The following is a 14,855-nucleotide window of genomic DNA, read 5'->3' as shown; positions in this document are numbered from 1 at the left end:
TTTAAATTTCATCTGGTTCTCTTTCTGGGATATACTCGCCCTTCAGCTGTAAAGTAGTATCGGTAAAATTAAAATCAATTTTCATTTTTTCTGGTGCATGGTAATCTAAATCTGCACAAGCATTAAAAAAACCTATCTGATAATGAACTATAAAATATCCGCTATCAGCAGTTTTATAAAAGATTTGATTTTCTTGTATCACTAAATCATACACCCTTTCTTTTTTATGATAATGATAGCTAAAAATTAAATCGTGTATTAAAGTCTCTTGATATTTAAGGAAAACGCATAATTCTTTTTTATGCTGCTCTCCTAGCCATTTATTTTTTTCTTCTTCGCTTACGCTGATGTTCCTGAACTCCTGCATAAAACAAAATTAAATATAGATGATACTTTAATCGACATATTGTAACGTAAAAGTGACACAAATGTATTTTATAAACTACAAACCAAAGAAAGGCCAGTATCCTGTTTACAGCAAAAATCAGGCTCATTTTCAGTTAGATAATGTAAAAATACGATAGGCTATGCCAATTGGACCTGATATTGAACAAAGGGCATTGAACTTATTTAATTTTAAATAACACAATTATGAAAAAAGTTTTTTTAGTAGCAGCAGCTTTCATTTTCGGAAGCACTGTATATGCACAAACAACTACAACATCTTCTGCCGGAGCAACCAGATTTGGTTTAAAAGCCGGAGTTAACTTACCTAAGTATCAGTTTACTGATGATGACGCTAACACCTCTAACGATACTGAAAGTGCGGTAAACTTTCATGTAACGGGTTATGCTGATGTTCCTTTATCAGGGATGTTCTCTGTACAACCTGGTATTTCTTTACAAGGTAAAGGCGCTAAGTATACTAGCGGAAATAATGAACTTACAGAAAATGTTTTAGCTGTTGAGGTACCTGTAAACTTTGTTTTAAATGTACCAGCCGGACCAGGCAAATTCTTTTTAGGTGCAGGTCCTTATGCTGGTTTTAACGTAGCAGGCCAATTAAAAGGCGAAGGTTCTTTCTTTGGTATTGATTACGAAGGAGAAACGGATATGAATATTGGTAACGACTCTGGAGATGATATTAAACCTCTAGATTTTGGTTTTAATTTCTTAACAGGATACCAGTTTACCTCTGGCTTTAATATTGGTGCAGGTTACGGTTTAGGTTTAACAAACTTACGTCCGGGTAGTACCAGCTCAACTAACGTAGAGAAAAATAACCGTGTTTTATCTTTCTCTGTAGGGTTCGCTTTTTAAGCTAATACCTATAGATATTGAAATAAATAAAGCGAGCCATAATGGTTCGCTTTATTTGTTTATAAATCAGCTAAAAAATACATCGCCAAAAAAATTTGGTTGATGAAAATCTGGTTCAAGAGTATCCATAAAAGTCCAAGAAAGATAATCTGGCTTTGGTAAATCATCTCCACATTTGTAAAAATTGGCTTTTGCCGATAATCCTTTTAAAGTCTTTAAGTTAGAAAACATAAAAACATCTATCGGTACTGAAATCAATATTTCCCAATTAAATTGATTTAATGTCTTATCATGTTGAAGTGTAGTATACGTTTTTATCGATTTTAATATTTTTTCTGGCAATAGCTCCCTATTAAACCTACCTGCACCATAACCTACTTTTAAACTCCCCAAACAATTAAATTCTAGGTTATAGTAATTTTCATCATTAAAAAAGGAAATAAAACACTCTACACCATTATCTAGATGAACATCATCATTAATTTTTCTAGTGGATGCTTTAAAATAGGTTTCAGAAACTTTAAATTTTAATAGTAAAGTATCCTGTAAATGGGCAATATAAAAAGACGATTCTGTATCGGTTTTGAAACTAGGCCAAGAGGAGTTTATGAGCTTATGAGGTTTTAAAGTGTTTAGTTGTTTAGCTATAATATTTAAATCTAAAGTGCTTATATCTTTAGAAATATCAGGCACAAAAATGCGAGGGTGCGTATCCAACATAAACCTATTTTAATGATGCTTTACTTAAAGCGGATGTTGTTGTGTAATATTTGGTAAGCATATAAGATTTTTCCCAAGCCGGAAGCTCGCCTTTTTTTAAATAAGAAAAATACTTCTTAGCAACTTCTGCGAAATGAGCTTCATGTCCTACATGGTACTTTTCTGGAATGATAATTTCCCAACCTTCATCAGAAGGTTTTAAAGCTATACCGGGATACTTTAAACTCAGTTTTTTAATGTTTTGATTTAATTGCTTTGTATAAGCTGCTGTTTGCTTTAATGGTTTTATATACAAAATAGGCTTAAAATTCTGCTCTTTACCTTGTTTAATAAGCAAATGTGCTTTTGTGCCACGCATCAAAGAGTAATGCGTATCGCCACTTCCTTTAGGCGCTTCAAAATCCCATTTTACACCAACTTTTACATGTACACCTTTTAAAGTATAAATCATTTCTCCGTTGGCATTTACCTGTAAAACACCATTTTTAAGATCTTTTTTAAGATAATCAGGAAAAGTATCTAATCTGGTTGACATGGTAAACTCTGCTAAACTTAAAGGGGTAGACCATTTTTGTGCGGAAAGTATTTCCACATCATTTTTATAATCAAAAACCGTCTCAGGAAAAACAGACCATTGTATTAAATCAACCAAATGGGTAGTAACATCTACCAAACCCTCACCTTCTTGTTCAACATCAAAATACCAAGCTGGTCTTATTAATGGCGCACCAGAAACATATTTAAAAAAATGATGTACACTTAACTTTTCCACAGCAGGCTGTTTAAGGCTTCCTTTCTCTATAGTTCCAAAAATATCTTTGTTTTGTGCTAGTTCTTTTTGTAATAAGTTTGTGATTTCATAACGTTCTGTCATGATATCAAAAAGAAGTAAATCATGAGCATCTGCCTTTTGAAAAGCTTTTTCAAGAATTTCAAATCCTCCTTTATCAATAGCCATAGGCTTATCAGCCAAAACATTTAATCCGGCTTGAACGGCTTCATTGATATAAGTAGTTTTTTTCTGGTTGTTTCCTGCTAAGATGACAACATTGCCTTTCTTTTCATCCAGCATCTTCTGAAGATAATCTTCACCTTTATAGATTTTTAATTGCCAGTTGGTAGGATTATTTTCTCTCGTATTATAGGAATTTATCAGTTTGAGATGTGTGGCTAATTCGGCACCGTCTGGGGCATAAACATTAACTTCTTTGCTCACCTTATCAAACATTATTTTTTGAACTAAGGCTGCATGAAAATGTCCCGGATTAAAGGTTAAAAGTTTAATCATACCTAATTTGCTGTTTTTTTGTACCCTACAAGCGGAGCAAATTAAAACAAGAACAATAATAGCGGATAATTTTATGAAGTTGTCTTTCATTCTAAATGACGGTTTAAATGCTCCATCGCCTTATTTTAAAACCCTTTACTGCATAAAATACAAGGTACAAATAACATGGAAATAACACCCAATAAGCTTGTTTTAAACCAAACTCATCAGCAAAATAACCATAAAATAAAGGAACTATAGCGTTGCCACATAAACCCATAATCATGATAGAAGCGCCTAGTTTGGTAAACCTACCTAAACCATCCAAAGCAAGAGGCCAAATACCCGCCCAAACTAAAGAGTTCGCAAATCCTAAAAGAACCACAAACCATATAGAAATATCTGCTTGATGACCTAAAAAATTAATATTTCCTTCGGTATAAATAATAGCTAAGGTGAAGATAGTGCCTAATACAGTACAGAGCCTTAAAGCATTAACCTGACTCATAAATCTAGGGATAGTAATGATACCTAAGATGTAACCGCAAATAGTTAAAAATAAGGTGTAAGAAGGAAAAACTTTAGCTTCTAGGAGTTGAATATTCATAGAGCCGGCATATCCAATTATAGTATCAATAGCAATTACTTGTGTACCTACATGTAAGAAAATAGCTATAGCCCCCAATATTAAATGAGGGAATTGAAAAATACTCGTCTTATCTGAATTAGCTAGAGCAACTGCTTCACTTTCTTGTTCGGTATTAATTTCTGGTAAAGGCGAGTATCTTACAAATAAGCCTAAACCAAGCAAAACAGCGCCAACACAAGCGTAAGGTAAGATTACTCTCCTAATGAGTTCGTCTAAAGCGGTATTTCGCTGAGCATCATCCATCGTAGGAAGTTGTTTAAACAATTCGCCATCTGTAGCTTTAAGAATTACGGCTGCAAAAATTAGAGGTGCTAATATCCCTGCCCCTTTGTTACATATCCCCATAATACTAATACGTTGTGCAGCCCTTTCTTTTGCGCCTAATACTGTAATATATGGGTTTGCTGCTGTTTGCAAGATGGCTAAACCAGAACCTAAAGTGAATAATCCGATTAAAAAGATTTCATAGGTTCTAGTAAAAGCGGCAGGCACAAAAATAAAAGCACCTATAGCCATTGTCCAGAAACCTAGCATCATCCCTTTTTTAAATCCAAACTTTTTTAAAAGAAAAGACGATGGTATAGACATCACAAAATAAGATATATAAAATGCAAAGGTTACCAGATAGGATTGAAAATTTGTAAGCTCGCAAGCGATTTTAAAATACGGGATAAGGATAGCATTTATCCAACTCACAAAACCAAAAATAAAGAATAATACCGCTATAATCATGATAGAAATCGTGGTATCACGCTTACTTAGAGAGTTTACATCAACTGATTCTAAATGATTTTTCATACTTGATTTTGATTAAATAGTAGGCTCCCAACCTGGCTCATAAGCTCTGCTCCAATATTTCATAGCTTCTGGATTATCTATAATTCTTCCGTTTTTAGGATTAATATTTAAGGTAGTACCAGTTCTTAAAGCAATATTACCTAACTGAACCAACAGCGTACTTTGGTGGCCACTCATCATATCAGAATTTAAAGAACTCCCTTTCTTAATAGCGTCAAAGAAATTTTGTAGATGATAAGCATCTAATACTTGTGAAGGATTGGTTAAACTGGCGGCTTCAACTTTGGTATCGTCTTTCACTTCTTTCAAAAGTTTACCTTTTAAATCAAAAATCTTATACGCATTAGAGCCGTCAATTTGTAAAGAACCGTTTTCGCCATAGAAAATCACGCCTACCATACTACCCTCAACAGGCACACTGTTACAACTTCTTCCCTCCCAACTGATGAATTTATCATGACCAAACTCCATATTGATGATTTGGGTATCTGGAGTTTCCCAATCATCTTTATAATGATATCTTCCACCGTTTGAGCTAACTTTTGTAGGATAATCTACCTTTAAACCCCATCTAGCAATATCTACCATATGTGTTCCGTTGTTTAAAGCTTCTCCTGTTCCCCAATGCCAGAACCAATGCCAGTTGTAGTGTATAACATTGTCTTTATAGGCTTTACGCGGAGCTGGCCCCTGCCATAAATCATAATTTAACCAAGATGGCACAAGGGCTTCTTTTCCAATCCCGATAGGTTTACGATTGTTGGTATACCAAGTTTTAGCAAAATATGGGCGACCGATTATGCCATTATGCAGCTCTTTAATACCTGCAACAACATTTGGCCATGATCTCCTTTGATTGCCCATTTGGATTACATTTTTATACTTATTAACCGCAGCAACTAATAATTCTCCTTCATGAGGATTATGGCTGCAAGGTTTCTCTAAATAAACGTGTTTACCAGCTTTTGATGCTAAGATAGCCGCTGGAGCATGCCAATGATCTGGAGCAGCCACAACTAAAGCATCTAAATTTTTATCCTCTAAAGCTTTCCTAAAATCGGGCTGTGCCTTAGTTTTTTTGTTTTGAGTTTCTTCTACTTTGGTAATACATTTTTGGGCAGCCCTTTCATCAACATCACAAACATAAATAACTTCACAGTTGGGTTGCATAGCAAAATTTGTTGCTAAGGCTAAACCTCTAGCATTTACCCCCATCATGGCTACCCTTACCCTTTCATTAGCACCTAAAATACTAGCATAGCTTTTAGCGCTGAAGCCCGGTAAAACACCACCAAAGGTAACTGCTGCCGCACCGGTTACTGCCGTTTTGATAAAGCTTCTTCTTGTGTTGTTGCTGCCTTTTTCCATATCTAAAATCAATTACTTTACCTTGTTAAAAACAGCTTCTATACTTATGCTAGCTCCATTATTTCTTTTGCTTTCATCAGCAGCTTCTATAAATGCACAAATTTCTAAGGTTTCTTGCATAGTTACAGGTACTTCACCCGTATCAAAAAACTGTATTATTTTTTGCAACAAAGGATTATAACCCTTGTAATTTTTTAATTCTACAACACTATGCTCACCAAAAACTGTAGCGCCGTAATCTCTTTTACCTGCTCTTATACCTCTAAAAGTCCCTATCCTATTTCCTTCCCAAACACCAACAACAAGGTCGGTATCTTCTGTATGTACTCTTGAAACTGATTTACAACCTGTTCCCATAATGGTAAAAAGCATTTCTACACCATGTATCCCATACCAGAAAAAATCTGGATGGGTTGGCTCTAAAAGAGCTGGACTATAGGTTTCTGCACCTAAAACTTTCCCGTATTTACCATTTCTAGCATCATCTAACCCTTCTAAATATCTTAATGATGAAGATGAAAAAACAGGAGTTTTATATTTTTCAGAAGCCTTAAATATAGCTTTAGCATCAGCCAAAGAAGCTGCTATAGGTTTATCAATAAACATACGTTTACCAGCTTTTAAAACAGGTAAAGCTTGTTCTAAGTGCCTTCTACCGTCATTAGTTTCTAATAAAACAACATCAACTTTTTTTAGCAGCTCATCTATAGATGATACAATTTCTACACCTAGCTTTTTAACATCTTCTGTATAACCTGGAATTCTATCTACACTACTTTTAATATCCAAGCTACCATGAGGATAAGCCGCAACTACCTTATAACCAAGATATGTATTAGCTGAATCCTCGGCATTTAATGTTTTAGTAAATGCTACAACATGCGAAGTATCTAAACCTATAATACCTACTCTTTTCCCTTTTTGGTTAATATTTTTTGCCATTAATGGATGCAGCACTCCCGATAAACCGATGCTAGTACCTGCTATAGTTGCCATTTCAATAAACTTTCTTCTGCTGTAAGGATGTTTCATGATGATTTATTATACGCTCAAATATTAATGATAATGGAGTTTAATATGCCTAAAATTTATGATAACTGATAGTCTATAATCTTTTAAATACAGTAAAAAATAAAAACATACTGTTAAGAATATTCTTCTTTCCAATGTTGCATATTTCCTGTTTCAATAGCTGCATTTGCCATATGAACAGCAATAGCTACATTTTTACCCGCAACAACATCACAGAAAGGTTTTTTATTATTTTGTATGCAGTTGATAAAATCTAATAAAGCATATACAGTTGGGTCTCTATCTTCACCATCAGGAGATGAAAACTTAATTTCTTTAGCTTCACCAGGCTTTATAGCTTCTAAAGTTGCACCAGTTACCCCATCTACCACCCCTAATTCTTTCTTTACGGGCTCCGGATAGAAATAAACATTATTTCGTTTGATATCTAAGGTGCCTTTAGAACCCAATATTTTTATGGCATAGCTATTATGCTGATTATTAGAAACAGAGGTAACACAAGACTTTATGCCGTTTTCATACTCATAAATAACCCTAATATTATCATAAGTATCTCTTCCGTCTTTCCAATAATCAACACCACCAAAACCGATAACTTTTTTAGGATTTGAGCCCAACATCCAGTTAACAACATCAATTTGATGGGCACAAAGTTCGGCAACTAAACCTCCAGAAAACTCTTTATATAATCTCCAATTAATCACACGCTCTTCCTGACCACTTAAAACAGGCCTGCGCCAATCAGAATTTCTGTTGTATTGAGACTCTATATGAGAGATTTTACCTAACCAACCTTTGTCTAGAATTTCTTTTACCTTATAGTATAAATCGTAATAACGGTATTGATGACCTACTTGAAAAACTAAATCTGTTTTTTGTACTTCTTTTACTAAAGACAATGCTTGTTCTATATTGAAAGTCATTGTTTTTTCTACAAAAATGTGCTTCTTGTTTTTAATAGCTTCTAAGCACATTTCATAATGCATAAATAAAGGGCTAGCAATAATAACAGCGTCTATTTCTGCTTGGGCAAGCATCTTTTTATAATCAGAAAAATACTGTGTTTGTGCATTGCCCCATTTTTTGGCTTCTGCTAATCTACGTGTATCATTATCACAAAAAGCCACAAATTCAATTCCTTGAATATCTTTAGTAACACTCACAATTCCGGCCCCTCTTTGTCCAAAACCAATAAGTCCTAATCTTACTTTTTTAGACTTTTCTTGAGCAAAAGAAGTTAAGTTCATTGTACTTAAAGTTGCTAAGGTTAAAGCACTACCTGATATAAATTTTCTTCTTGTGATTGGCTTTTTATGAGACATGGTTTATAATTCTTATTAGTTCCGTGTACGTAACCGAAGTTAAAGAATATTTTAAAATTTACAAATAGTTTATACCTAAGAAATACAAGTTTTATGAAATAGATTTAACCCAAATAACTAAGAACCATCATTTTAATTTCTATAATAAAGATAGTTCTCTTTAGTGATGATATCTATGGGCATATGATATACTTTTTCTACCTCTTGAGAAAAAACCAAGTGATTATACAATGTCATGATGCCTTTATAACCTTGTTCAATAGGTTTTTGGCAAATCAAAAAGTCTATAGTGCCTTTTTTCAGAAACTCTATATTGTCTTTTAAGAAATCAAAACCGATTACTTTTATGCCATTGATATTTGTATCCTCTAAAAACCTAGCTACAGAAGACACTCTGGAATTGGTAACAAAAATTAGCTTAATGTTTTTATTGTCTAGCGCTTTTTGCATACTTGATTTTACAGATTCATAGGCAGTTTGCCTGATATCTATTTTAAAAATATCGTTAGCTTTGTTATTAACCGAAAAATACTCTCTAAAACCTTCTTCTTTTCTTAATAAGTGGTGATGATTATCTATTTCTTTAGAGATATTTACAATTAAAATTTGATCTGTTTCTGTCACCAAAAAACCAGAAAGATGAGCTGCTAAATACCCACTTGCATATAAATTAGGTCCTATATAACACAAGCTATTTTGCTCTGGAATATCAGAATTGATAAGCACATAAGGAATACCTTTTGCAATACAGTTTTGAATAAAACTTTTTGATTCTTCTATAAACATAGGTGCTAGCAAAACACCGTCGCATTGACTATCTGCAATTAAATCAGCTTGCTCAACAAAAGAACTCCTATCATTTAAATCGAAAAAGTATTTATGAATTTTAACACCATAAGAAGCAATCTCTTCTTCAGCTTGTGCAATGCCCATCAAAGGTGCATTCCAATAATCTGTTTCTTGAGATACCAGAGGAATTAAAACGGCTAAATGAAGAACTTTCTTTGAGGCTAACCTACGAGCAAGAATATTAGGCTTATAATCAAGCTCTTCTATAATAGCTTGGATTTTTGCTTTTGTTTTTTCTGATACGCCAGATCTATGATGCAAAACCCTATCAACCGTTGCTATAGAAACATTTGCTCTTCTAGCTATTTCTTTTACGCCTACCAGCTCTTTTTCAGAATCTTTATCCATTTAATTTTTTGGTTTCTTTAAACTAAACTAAAGTTTAATTGGTTTTTATCAAAAGAAAGTTAATCAGACAACTATTAAAGCAGTTTGGCGCTATCTTTATCTAAAAACAAATTCACATTAGGATGATTTCTCAGAATTGTTGATGGATATTTCTCAGAAATTTCACTTTTGAGCGTATGTAAAACAGCCTCTGATTTTTTTTCACCCGGTACCATGCAAAAAATATGAGGTGCTGACACCAAAATTGGAACTGTTAATGTGATAGCATAAAGAGGTACTTCAACTAAACTAGAAAAACACCCATCATTAACTTGTTGTTGCCTACAAGCGCTATCTAAATCAACAACTTTAACAATTTCCTTATCCTGAAAATCAGCAACATGAGGGTCGTTAAAAGCAATATGTGTATTCTCTCCTATTCCCATTAATACCATATCTGGCGGAAATTGTTGAAGAAGCTTTGTATACCTAGCGCACTCTTCTTGAGCAGAAACTGCTTGACCATTGATGAAGTGAACACTTTTAAAATGAACTTGATCAAAAATATTTCTTCTTAAAAAGTTACCAAAACCTTGTGGAGCATCTTCTAACAAACCCACATATTCATCCATGTGGAAAGCATTTATTCTTCCCCAATCAATAGATAGCTTTAATAAATTAGATAGAAACTCGTTTTGCGATGGCGCAGCAGCAAAAATTAGATTGACATAATCTTTGGTTTGCAATAATTGCTGAATACAAGTCGCCGCAGCTATAGCAGCAGTCTTCCCTAGTTCCTCTCTGTTTTCTAAAACAAGTGTTTTCAATATGTTATTCTTAAATTTCACTTTAGCTATTCAGGTTTTTGGTATAAAATAGTTCCTTTTACAATGGTAGCTTTGATATTGATTTCATCGTCAAAAACCACTAAATCTGCATCTTTCCCTATTTCAATTGAACCTTTCTGTTTTTGAATTCCCATAATTCTGGCTGGTGTAGCCGTTATCATCGTGATAGCATCTAGCAAAGGTATTTCGGCTATATTTATCATGGTTCTAACCAATCTATCTGCCGTTGCTACACTGCCTGCAAAAGCACTTCTATCCGGAAGTTTTGCCACACCATCTTCTACAATTACTTTAATTCCATCTTCTACATCTCCAAGAATAGTTTCTCCCTCTGGCATACCGGCAGCTCGCATAGCATCTGTAATCAAAGCTGTTCTGGAGGGTCCTTTAATTTTATAAATCAGTTTAAGTAATGGAGCAGGCAAATGAGCGCCATCTGCAATAATCTCTACATCCATATCATCTATCAAATACCCGCTTTCTATAACACCAGCGTAGCGATATGCATTTCTACGTGTTACGCCAGACATAGCCGAATAAAAATGCGTTGCCAATGTGTAGCCATGATGGAAAGCTTCTATAACTTCTTCATAAATAGCATCGGTATGTGCAATGGCCGGTAAAATATGATATTTCTTTAATTGCTTGGCAAAGGCTATTGCGCCTTCTAGTTCTGGTGCCGCACTCCATCTTTTTATCAAATGCCCTGCTGTCTCCAAAATTTTTTGATATTCTTTTGGATCTGGGTTTCTGATATACCTTGGGTCTTGAGCACCTCTTTGGCTCATGGCAAAATAGGGCCCTTCTAAGTGCATCCCCATAAATTGTGCGCCTTTATGGTTGAGCTTGTGAGCCTCTTCATAGCAGGATAAAGTTTCTATAAGTTTTTCTGTAGTGCTGGTTAATGTAGTAGGAAACATAGCGGTTGTTCCATATCGCAGATGTGTTTCTGCTATTTTTAAGAATGCATCTACACTCCTATCCATAAAATCGTATCCTCCGCCACCATGTACATGTAAATCTATGAAACCAGGCGACAAGTAGTTACCTTCTGCATCTAGGACATCTGCTAAAGGCGCATCTATATCTTTATCACTTATGGCAGTTATTACACCATCGCATACCAGAAGCGTTGCGTCTTCTAAAATCTGAGATGGCAAAATAACTTTTGCATGAATAATTTTTAATTGATTGGCCATTAACGATTCATTTATGATTGACTGTGTACGTACCCGAAATTATCAACTTTAACTGAAAATTCCTATACCTTTTACCACTTTCTTTTATAAATTCTAGCATCAATACCCTTACAAAAAAACTATAGTCTGTTATTAATCTCTGGCATTCCACCAGTGTAACTTGCGCATATAGTTTACTTCTAAGGTGTAAAAGTTAAACTCACAAGTTACTTTCCCTCTTAGCAGATAACAACCTTTCCCCTTAAACGTATATTTAGCAGCAACATCAGGAAACAAAACGGTATCTACCCAGTTACCCTCTTCATCTAAAAAAGTTCCAAAATACATCACTATACCATGTTTGGTACGGGCGTATTTGGTAGTTACTAAATGCCCAATAATTTGTATTTCTTGGTTTAGATACTGAGGAATATCTTTAGCTTTTATACCCCGAATATCAGGCTCATCTATCAGTTTAAAAGGCGGTTGGATGGTAAAACCTAAAATTTCTAGCTCATCAAGCATATCATTACGTTCATCATAATGCAAGGCTGGCATTTTAAAATCGCTATTTACAGGTTGTCTAAACAAAGTATCTTGTATAGGGGCTTGTAAGGGCTTATTTAATAGAAAGTGTGCTTCCCAAAGCAAGGCCTGTTTACTTTTTTGAGTAAACCTAAAAGCACCAATTCTTATTAAAATAATGGTTTGCTCTAAACTCATGGCTGTACGTTCTACAAAATCTGCTAGGTTTAAATAATTACCCTTTCGCCTTTCTTGTAAAAGTATTGCTATGCTACGCTGTTCTAAATTACCAATATGTCTTAAACCTAAATAAATAGTAGTTTGCGTTATACGAGTAAGGTAATGGCTTTGGTTTACACACGGCAGTTCTACAGTTGCGCCAGCCTTGCGGGCTTCGTGTACATAAAACTCGGTTTGGTAAAAACCACCCGAGTTATTGATAACACCAACCATAAATTCTAGAGGAAAGTGTGCTTTTAAAAACATACTTTGGTAGCTTTCTACCGCAAAAGAAGCCGAGTGCCCCTTAGCAAAAGAATAACCAGCAAAAGACTCTATTTGTCGCCATATTTCTGCTGCTAAACCAGCCTCATAACCTAACTGCTGGCAATTGTTAAAATATTTTTCTCTTACCATCTGAAACTCGTTTCTAGAACGGTATTTACCAGACATTCCTCTTCGTAAAACATCAGCTTCAGCTAAATCTAGTTTTGCAAATTCATGCGCTACTTTAATAACATCTTCTTGATAAACCATGATACCATAAGTTTCTTTCATTAAATTCCACATGGTTGGATGAGCGATAGACTCCCCATTATCGGGCATTTGATGCCTTAAAACATATTCTCGCATCATACCAGATTGTGCTACACCAGGCCTAATGATAGAACTAGCAGCTACTAAAGTGAGGTAATCTTTACAAGCTAATTTTGCTAGTAACATCCGCATGGCTGGAGATTCCACATAAAAACAGCCCATCAGGTTACCACATTCTAAGTGCGCTATAATCTTCTTATCTTCCATGAAACGAGGGATATTATGAATATCAATAGCTACTCCCCTGTTTTCTTGCACTATGCTAATGGTATCTTTAATATGCCCTAAACCTCGCTGACTTAAAATATCAAATTTATAAAGCCCTAAATCTTCGGCATTATACATATCAAACTGACTGATAGGAAAGCCTTTAGGCGGATGTGAAGTAGCTGTATAACAATAAATAGGCTTTTCAGAAATTAAAATCCCTCCGGCATGGATACTTAAATTACGCGGAAAATCATGCAATTTTTTAGCAAAACGCACAATTTCTTTGTGTAATGGTTCCAAGGAATCTGGCAGTTCTAATCGAGCCAAAATTTCTTCTATTTCTGCAAGGGGCAAACCATAAACTTTTCCTAGTTCTCTAATGGCAGATTTAACCTGAAAAGTGGTATACGTAGCCTGTAAACAAGTATGCTCTGTGCCGTAGGTATCAAATATAAACTGGATAATTTCATCCCTATCTTGCCAAGAAAAATCGATATCAAAATCGGGTGGCGTTTTGCGATACATATTCATGAAACGCTCAAAATATAAATCGAGCTTGATAGGGTCTACATCGGTAATTTTTAAACAGTAAGCTACAATACTATTGACACCGCTACCTCTGCCTATGTAGTAAAAACCACGTCGATTAGCAAAAGAAATAATCTCATGATTGATTAAGAAATAAGATACATAACGCTGCTGTTTAATGAGATTTAGCTCTTTTTTGATACGCGTTTCTATAGTTGATGTAATATCTTTATAACGTTCTTTAGCTCCTTCGTAAGTAAGCTTTTTTAGCTTTTCAAAATCCAGATTTAACGCTTCTTCGAGTTCCAGATGCGAGCTTAAAACGGCTTTATTTTTATGTTCGCCCAGTTTAAAATCTACAGGTTTACAAGCATATAATAACTGCGCTGTTTGAGCCAAAATTTGCGGATAATCTTGATAAGCATCGGCGAAAGCCATTTCATCTAAAAAAACTTCTTTTCCGTTAGTTGTTAGCTCTGGTGCTTTAGAAAAAATGGTGTTTTCATCTATACAGCGTAACAATTTATGTAATTTCCAGTCTTGAGGATGGTTAAAACAAACCGTATGCAGCAATACCATTTTATGGCGGTATTTATGGTAACGTGGTAGGTGGATGTAGCGTAAATCAGCAGGTTTTACCCCTATAAATTCATGATTTTGAAGCACCGTAAATACCTTATCGGGATGAAAAGGATAAACTACAAAGCTATTCTTCAAGTAAGGACATCTCTCAGGAATGATACTTTTTTCTTTTAGATAGGATGATAGTAAACGGTTAAGTTCTTCAAAACCTTTCTCGTTTTTAGCTATACCGATGAATTGCTGCTTCACACCATTTCTAAAATCTATACCGGGGATGATATCTAAACTACCGGCTACTCTTACACTTTCTATAACTGCCGATGTATTATTGATATCTGCCACAACCAAACGCTCTAAACCTATACTCCTAGCCTGTTGCACCAAATCCTGAGGCTTGATAGTGCCATACAAAAAGCTGAAATAGGTTTGACAGTGGAGGTACATTTAGGTGGTTAGTTTGTTAGGTGGTTAGTTTGTTAGGTGGTTAGTTTGTTAGGTGGTTAGTTGGTTAGGTGGTTAGGTTGTTAGTTGGTTAGTTTGTTAGGTGGTTAGGTGGTTAGGTGGTTAGGTGGTTAG

Annotated in this window: 12 protein-coding genes; 1 reads left to right on the top strand and 11 read right to left on the bottom strand. The window is 34.8% G+C overall.

The window, feature by feature from the left end:
* Position 1: 1 nt before the first annotated feature.
* On the bottom strand, positions 2–367 hold the full coding sequence (locus FYC62_RS03625; RefSeq protein WP_149073952.1) for a hypothetical protein: 366 nt from the start codon (positions 365–367) through the stop codon (positions 2–4).
* Positions 368–591: 224 nt separating this feature from the next.
* On the opposite strand from FYC62_RS03625, the gene FYC62_RS03620 reads away from it, so the two are divergent.
* Positions 592–1,260, top strand: a complete 669-nt coding sequence (locus FYC62_RS03620) for an outer membrane beta-barrel protein (protein ID WP_149073951.1) — start codon at positions 592–594, stop codon at positions 1,258–1,260.
* A 66-nt stretch (positions 1,261–1,326) separates the two neighbouring features.
* On the opposite strand, the gene FYC62_RS03615 is transcribed toward FYC62_RS03620, so the two are convergent.
* From FYC62_RS03615 to FYC62_RS03570, 10 genes are all read right to left on the bottom strand, one after another.
* Positions 1,327–1,980, bottom strand: a complete 654-nt coding sequence (locus FYC62_RS03615; RefSeq protein ID WP_149073950.1) for a carbohydrate-binding family 9-like protein — start codon at positions 1,978–1,980, stop codon at positions 1,327–1,329.
* Positions 1,981–1,984: 4 nt separating this feature from the next.
* Positions 1,985–3,268 carry a putative oxidoreductase C-terminal domain-containing protein gene (locus tag FYC62_RS03610; protein WP_240534803.1) on the bottom strand — a complete coding sequence of 428 codons (1,284 nt, stop codon included), beginning with the start codon at positions 3,266–3,268 and terminating at the stop codon, positions 1,985–1,987.
* A gap of 103 nt (positions 3,269–3,371) precedes the next feature.
* The gene (locus tag FYC62_RS03605; protein WP_149073948.1) at positions 3,372–4,694 is read right to left on the bottom strand and encodes a sugar MFS transporter; all 1,323 of its coding nucleotides are present in this window, start codon (positions 4,692–4,694) and stop codon (positions 3,372–3,374) included.
* A gap of 12 nt (positions 4,695–4,706) precedes the next feature.
* A complete protein-coding gene (locus FYC62_RS03600; protein ID WP_149073947.1) occupies positions 4,707–6,062 on the bottom strand; it encodes a Gfo/Idh/MocA family protein in 1,356 nt (451 codons plus the stop codon).
* Between the two features lie 12 nt (positions 6,063–6,074).
* Complete coding sequence (locus tag FYC62_RS03595; protein WP_149073946.1) at positions 6,075–7,094, bottom strand: Gfo/Idh/MocA family protein; 1,020 nt, start codon at positions 7,092–7,094, stop codon at positions 6,075–6,077.
* A 113-nt stretch (positions 7,095–7,207) separates the two neighbouring features.
* On the bottom strand, positions 7,208–8,416 hold the full coding sequence (locus tag FYC62_RS03590; protein WP_149073945.1) for a Gfo/Idh/MocA family protein: 1,209 nt from the start codon (positions 8,414–8,416) through the stop codon (positions 7,208–7,210).
* 132 nt (positions 8,417–8,548) lie between these two features.
* Entirely contained in the window at positions 8,549–9,613 is a 1,065-nt protein-coding gene (locus FYC62_RS03585) for a LacI family DNA-binding transcriptional regulator (RefSeq protein WP_149073944.1), read from the bottom strand.
* Between the two features lie 74 nt (positions 9,614–9,687).
* Complete coding sequence (locus FYC62_RS03580; RefSeq protein WP_240534802.1) at positions 9,688–10,419, bottom strand: glucosamine-6-phosphate deaminase; 732 nt, start codon at positions 10,417–10,419, stop codon at positions 9,688–9,690.
* Between the two features lie 26 nt (positions 10,420–10,445).
* The gene (gene nagA, locus FYC62_RS03575) at positions 10,446–11,639 is read right to left on the bottom strand and encodes an N-acetylglucosamine-6-phosphate deacetylase (RefSeq protein WP_149073942.1); all 1,194 of its coding nucleotides are present in this window, start codon (positions 11,637–11,639) and stop codon (positions 10,446–10,448) included.
* Positions 11,640–11,771: 132 nt separating this feature from the next.
* On the bottom strand, positions 11,772–14,723 hold the full coding sequence (locus FYC62_RS03570) for a DNA polymerase III subunit alpha (protein WP_149073941.1): 2,952 nt from the start codon (positions 14,721–14,723) through the stop codon (positions 11,772–11,774).
* Positions 14,724–14,855 lie beyond the last annotated feature (132 nt).

This window comes from Pedobacter aquae, from assembly GCF_008195825.1.
Taxonomy (GTDB): Bacteria; Bacteroidota; Bacteroidia; order Sphingobacteriales; family Sphingobacteriaceae; genus Pseudopedobacter; species Pseudopedobacter aquae.
Note: the sequence above shows the minus strand (reverse complement) of the source record. Positions and strands in the feature narration are given on the sequence as shown.

Excerpts from the sequence above, each read along its gene's own strand:
- FYC62_RS03625 (WP_149073952.1), bottom strand. The coding sequence starts at position 367 with ATGCAGGAGTTCAGGAACATCAGCGTAAGCGAAGAAGAAAAAAATAAA.
- FYC62_RS03620 (WP_149073951.1), top strand. The coding sequence starts at position 592 with ATGAAAAAAGTTTTTTTAGTAGCAGCAGCTTTCATTTTCGGAAGCACT.
- FYC62_RS03615 (WP_149073950.1), bottom strand. The coding sequence starts at position 1,980 with ATGTTGGATACGCACCCTCGCATTTTTGTGCCTGATATTTCTAAAGAT.
- FYC62_RS03610 (WP_240534803.1), bottom strand. The coding sequence starts at position 3,268 with ATGATTAAACTTTTAACCTTTAATCCGGGACATTTTCATGCAGCCTTA.
- FYC62_RS03605 (WP_149073948.1), bottom strand. The coding sequence starts at position 4,694 with ATGAAAAATCATTTAGAATCAGTTGATGTAAACTCTCTAAGTAAGCGT.
- FYC62_RS03600 (WP_149073947.1), bottom strand. The coding sequence starts at position 6,062 with ATGGAAAAAGGCAGCAACAACACAAGAAGAAGCTTTATCAAAACGGCA.
- FYC62_RS03595 (WP_149073946.1), bottom strand. The coding sequence starts at position 7,094 with ATGAAACATCCTTACAGCAGAAGAAAGTTTATTGAAATGGCAACTATA.
- FYC62_RS03590 (WP_149073945.1), bottom strand. The coding sequence starts at position 8,416 with ATGTCTCATAAAAAGCCAATCACAAGAAGAAAATTTATATCAGGTAGT.
- FYC62_RS03585 (WP_149073944.1), bottom strand. The coding sequence starts at position 9,613 with ATGGATAAAGATTCTGAAAAAGAGCTGGTAGGCGTAAAAGAAATAGCT.
- nagA (WP_149073942.1), bottom strand. The coding sequence starts at position 11,639 with ATGGCCAATCAATTAAAAATTATTCATGCAAAAGTTATTTTGCCATCT.
- FYC62_RS03570 (WP_149073941.1), bottom strand. The coding sequence starts at position 14,723 with ATGTACCTCCACTGTCAAACCTATTTCAGCTTTTTGTATGGCACTATC.